Raw genomic sequence first — 6156 nt, forward strand, 5'->3', positions numbered from 1 at the left:
GTTCATCGTTTCACGCAAACGCCGAACCGCCCTATCTGCTGACGCGATTCCGCCGGAAAACCAACAATAGACTTTTCCAGGAATTGTTCCGCCATTCAACCAGGACAAGAAAGCCGGCGCGCGGGCCCTTACTTGACTTCCGCCTGGAGGCCTTCGCCAGGGGCGACGGTTGCGAAACCGCCCTTGACATCGGCCATCTGGGCGTCCCCCGACTTGGACCCGTGGATCCACGCCCGGTCGGTGCTGAACGAGTACAGTGGCTGATAATTCGGAAGGGCGCTGTCCTTGAGCACCGTATCGTTGAGACTGTCGAGAATATAAGCGCCGCTTGCGGTGCTGACCGAAAGCACGGCGTGGAAGAAGCCCCGCTTGCGGTCCTGGAGAACGACGAGCGACATGCTGCGTGCCGGAATGCCGGCCCTCAGCAACGCGGTCATCTTGAGAATGGCGAAGTCCTCGCAGTCGCCGGCACGATTGGCGAGGATCTCCGAAGGCTTCGCCCAATAGTCAAGCTTGCCGTAAACGACGCTGTCCTTCTTATAGGCGATCAGGTGGTTGATGCCGCTGTCGATGAACGACAGTTTTTCGACGAACCCCTTGCCTTGGGCGGCCGAGACCATGGCCGCGAAGGCCGGGCTCTCGTGATCACAGGGGCTGCCCGCGGTGCAATCGGTTATGGCCTGGTAGACAGGTGCCCAGCGCGCCGAAACGGGAAAATTGCGCATGGACAGCGCAACCGACCCGAAAACGCCCGGAATGATCGACGCCGTCGGCATCGGGTCGATACCCCTGCCCTCTTGCGCCATCGAGGCGCTGGACCCGTCTTGAGCGGAAACGGGACCATATCCGTTCAGGACAAGGCTGATCCGGTAGGGGGTGGCCGGCTGCCAGGGCTGGTATCTCTGCAGCGAAATGCCGCCGAGGCCAGGCGGCGCCTGGACCATTCCAAGCAGTGCTGCTTCGGGCATGAAATTCCTGATGACGGGCCCGGCAAGGGCTGGCTGCGCCGAGCCGGCTATCCCCACCGCCAGCAGAAGCAGCTTAAGCTTGCACTTCCCCGGAGCATTCTTTTGTTTTTTCATGACGCCCACCTTTGACTGTGGACGCTACCAATTTTGTCTCAAATTACTGGAAAGGAAGATGGATAAGTTTCCTACGAATTCGCTTTGCTGATTTTAGTAAAATTTTACATGCATTTATACTTATATTTACCAAGTTTTCCGCGCCGCCGGTGGCGAAGCGCTATGCCTTCCAGACAACATATAACTGATTATATGTTCACAGTTTACCAAGCGTAAAAAAAGTCATCGAAGGCATATCCAAATATATAGAATGGATTGACGGACCGTTGCAAAGTCAAGCTGCCGCCTGTCTCTATCCGGGAAATACCGGAGGGGTTTAAGCTATGGCGAACAGTATTGAACTGGACAATCTTTCGAACTCGTGGGACGAGCATTCCGTCTCCAGCGATCATCACGACCTGACAGCGCCGACCCAGGTGGTGGCGCAAGCCGCGCCGGCCGAGCAAGCGGCGGCACCGGTCCAAACAGCGCCGGCCGCGGCCGAGCCTGTGCCGGTCGATGTCGGTGGCGGCGCGCCGGCGGCAGCTCCGCCAGCGGCAAACGCCCCGCACGAATACGTCGCGGACGCAAGCAACGTCGTCAAACTTCCCGCCAATGTCTCGATCGACAACATCAAGGTCGACGGCCACAACCTCGTGCTCGAGCAGGCGGACGGCTCGGTCATCGTCATCAAGGACGGTGCCCTGCATGTGCCGACCTTCATCATCGGCGACGTCGAAGTGCCGCGCGTGGCCTTGATCGCAGCGCTGGAAGCGAGCCATGTCGATGTCGCCTTTGGCGCGGACGGCTCGATATCGGCCGGTGGCAGCACGACCTCGAGCGCCGGCGGGAATTTCGAACAGCCTGCCGGCGGGATCGGCGACGGCTTCGGCCTGTCGGCGCTCCTGCCGCCGACGGCTTTGCAGTTTGGGCAGCTCGAGCGGCATGAGCTGTTTCCCTCTTTGGTCGACAGAGGCGTCTCCGTCGTGGCCATGTCGCTGACCAACCCTGATCAGGCGGCCAGCGAAACCGGACTCGATGGCGGCGCGCAACAATCGCCGGGCAGCGAGGCACCGACCAACTCCGAAACTTCCGGCGTCGGGACGATCAGCATCGACGCACCCGATGGCATCGGCTCGATCGTCATCAACGGCACCACCGTGACCGGCGTCGGCCAGCAAATTTCAGGGCAGTTCGGCTACATCACGATCCTGTCGTACGATCCTGGCACGGGTGCCATCCAGTATGACTACACCGTGACCCAGTCGGTGACGCATCCCGTCAGCACGACCGGATACGACGCCAACGATACGGTTCCGGACAATTTCAGCATCACCGTCACGGATGTCGACGGCGATACGGCGAGCACGACCTTCACCGTTGCCATCATCGACGACGTGCCGACGGCGGTTGTCGACACCGACAGTATCGCAGCCGGCCAGTTCGGCCCCGCGACGGGCAATGTGCTGGTTGGCGGCACGGATGCGGGCGACGCCAACACGACGGACGGCGTTGCCGACATCCAGGGCGCCGACGGCGCGACGGTGGTGGGCGTTGCCAAGGGGACGACGAATGTCGCTCTGGACAATACGACCACACTCAACAGCCCGATCCAAGGTGAATATGGCAAGCTGACGCTGCACGGCGACGGCAGCTATACCTATGTGCGCGATGCGGGCACACCCGGAGGCGTCAACGACGTCTTCACCTACACGATCAAGGATGGCGATGGCGACACCTCGCACACCACGCTGACGATCTCGATCGGCAACTCGACGCCTGTAGTCGCCAACCTGACGCCGGAAGCCAATGGCGGCGACGTCATCGTCAACGAAGCGGCTTTGAATGTCGGCACGCCTGGTGGCCCCGGGTCCGATCCGGCAAGCACGGCCGAGACCGGCCCCGGCACCTTCACCATTTCCTCGCCCGACGGCATCCACGATCTGTCGATCGATGGCCACGCTTTCATCACCGACGGTGTGTTCACCGCCAGCTCGTTCACGACGACGCTAGGCAACACGCTGACGGTGACGGCCTACAATGCCGGCACCGGCGAGGTGAGCTATACCTACACGCTCAACGACAACGAGACACATACCTCTGTCCAGGGCACCAACAGCCTGTTCGAGAACTTCACTGTCACGCTGACCGACCAGGATCTCCAGAGCACCAATGGCACGCTCACCGTCAACATCGTCGATGACGTGCCGACGGCCCATGACGAGGCTTCGCAAGCGGTTGTGGAAGGTGCCCCGGTGGTGACGGGGACACTGGACTTCGTGGCCGGCGCGGACGGCGCGACAGTGACGCATGTCAACGGTACGCTGCTGACCTTCGATCCCGGCACGGGCTATTCGCAGTCGATCGACATCGGCGCCGGCACCATCCAGGTGAAGGCCGACGGGGCCTACTCGTTCACGGCCGATGCCTCGGTCGACAACAGCGGCGGTGCCGTGGCGGTCAACGCGACCTACACGGTGACGGACGGCGATCACGACACTTCGACGGCCAACATCGCCTTCACGATCACGGATGGCGCGGGCCCGACCGCGGGCGCTCCAATCACGCTGGCGCTCGACGACCAGAACCTGAGTGACGGCTCGACGCCACTCGGTCCGGACTCTGCCTCTAACTCGATCACCTTCACGCCGGGCTCGGACGCGATCACCTCGGTCGTCTTCGGCACAGACCTGGGCGGCCTGAACACCGCGAACCTGACCTGGACCCGGGTGTCGGACACCCAGGTCGTGGGCAAGGACGGCGCCGTGACCGTGGTGACGCTGGATCTCTCGGTCGCTAACAATGTGGCGACGGTGACGGCGACGCTGAACGACAATTACGACGCGCATCCCGGCATCAATCTCGACGACCTGGTCGATCTGGGCCATGTCGGCGTGGTTGCCACCGATACCGACGGCACTCAGGCGACCGGCACCGTCAACCTGACGGTGTCCGATGACGTGCCGACGGCCCATGACGAGGCTTCGCAAGCGGTTGTGGAAGGTGCCCCGGCGGTGACGGGGACACTGGACTTCGTGGCCGGCGCGGACGGCGCGACAGTGACGCATGTCAACGGTACGCTGCTGACCTTCGATCCCGGCACGGGCTATTCGCAGTCGATCGACATCGGCGCCGGCACCATCCAGGTGAAGGCCGACGGGGCCTACTCGTTCACGGCCGATGCCTCGGTCGACAACAGCGGCGGTGCCGTGGCGGTCAACGCGACCTACACGGTGACGGACGGCGATCACGACACTTCGACGGCCAACATCGCCTTCACGATCACGGATGGCGCGGGCCCGACCGCGGGCGCTCCAATCACGCTGGCGCTCGACGACCAGAACCTGAGTGACGGCTCGACGCCACTCGGTCCGGACTCTGCCTCTAACTCGATCACCTTCACGCCGGGCTCGGACGCGATCACCTCGGTCGTCTTCGGCACAGACCTGGGCGGCCTGAACACCGCGAACCTGACCTGGACCCGGGTGTCGGACACCCAGGTCGTGGGCAAGGACGGCGCCGTGACCGTGGTGACGCTGGATCTCTCGGTCGCTAACAATGTGGCGACGGTGACGGCGACGCTGAACGACAATTACGACGCGCATCCCGGCATCAATCTCGACGACCTGGTCGATCTGGGCCATGTCGGCGTGGTTGCCACCGATACCGACGGCACTCAGGCGACCGGCACCGTCAACGTGACGGTGTCCGACGACGTGCCGACGGCGCATGACGAAGCCTCGCAGAATGTTGCCGAGGGTGCGACGATCACTGGCACGCTGGACTTCGTGGCCGGCGCCGATGGCGCCACGGTGACGCACATCGGCTCTACTGTGCTGGTCTTCGGCAACGACGGCTACTCGCAGGCGATCGATATCGGCGATGGCTCGATCAAGGTCATGGCTGACGGCCACTACTCCTTCACCGCCGACAGTTCGGTTCTCGGCACCGGTGCGGCTTCGGCGACCTACACGGTGACTGACGGCGACGGCGACACTGCAACGGCCGGTATCACCTTTGCGGTGACCGACGCCAATACGCCGACAAGCGGCACGGCTACGGCTGCGGTTGACGATGACGGGCTTGCTGGCGGCAATCCGGCTAGCACCTTGGGCGATATCGACGCCAATCTCGGCGAGGTTCCGTTCAGTGCCAGCGAAAAGACCTATAACGGAGCGCTCGGCGGCAGCGTCGGTGGCGACGGCGCCGGCGCCAACGGCTTCTCGTTCGCAACGTTGGATGGCACCAATGGCACGGTCGGCCAGGAGAACGTGACCTACAGCTGGGACGCCGGCAGTGACACACTGACCGCGACAGGCCCTCGTGGCGTCCTGTTCACGGTGCATGTGACCGACCCGGCAACTGGCGCCTACACGGTGACGCTGGTCGACAACGTGCTTCAGGCCCAAGGCCCGAACGATGAGAACAATGCGACCGTCGATCTCGACTATGTGATCACCGATGCGGACGGCTCGACGGCACCGGGCACGCTGACCATTACCTTCAATGACGACGGCCCTTCCGTGACGGTCGGGACGGTTGCGGATAGCGCCCTGACATTGGTGACGCAGGACGCCGATACGATCGGCAACAATACCGACACGGCGAGCGCAAGCTTCGCGGCCGCCTTCCTTGGGGCGGTGACGCCGAGCTATGGCGCGGATGGCGCCGGTTCGACGGTGATCAGCGGCTACACGCTGTCGGTGACAGCTCCCGGCGAGAATTCGGGCCTGACCAGCCAGGGTGAGGCAATCACGCTGTCCAAGGTGGGCAACGACATCGTCGGCACGACGGCCACGCATGGCGATGTCTTCATGATCTCCGTCAATGCGGCCGGCACGGTGACGCTGACGCAGTATCAGCAGATCGACCACCTGCCCGAGAGCCTCGACACCACCAACAACAACGCCCACATCGACCTTGCCAATGGCCTGGTGACGCTGTCGGCGACGGCGACGGTGACGGATGGCGACAACGACCAGGCGACCTCGACGGTGAGCGCCGACCTGGGCGGCAATCTCGGCTTCGACGATGCCTTGCCGACGCTGTCGGTTGCGGCGATCGGCGATGCGATCAAGGTTGTGACGCAGGACGC

General features: G+C 63.1%; 2 protein-coding genes. One reads left to right on the top strand and one right to left on the bottom strand.

Features of this window, described 5'->3' with window-relative positions; genetic code table 11:
• Positions 1–128: 128 nt before the first annotated feature.
• Positions 129–1082 (bottom strand): transglutaminase-like cysteine peptidase, encoded by a 954-nt coding sequence (locus tag LB555_RS21280; protein ID WP_224683677.1) that lies wholly within the window; start codon positions 1080–1082, stop codon positions 129–131.
• A 323-nt stretch (positions 1083–1405) separates the two neighbouring features.
• Between LB555_RS21280 and LB555_RS21285 the strand changes: the two genes are divergently transcribed.
• A partial coding sequence (locus LB555_RS21285; RefSeq protein ID WP_224683678.1) for a beta strand repeat-containing protein occupies positions 1406–6156 on the top strand: 4751 nt, incomplete at its 3' end.

Origin of the sequence: Mesorhizobium sp. BR-1-1-10 (genome assembly GCF_020165595.1) — a bacterium.
Lineage (GTDB): Bacteria > Pseudomonadota > Alphaproteobacteria > Rhizobiales > Rhizobiaceae > Mesorhizobium > Mesorhizobium australicum.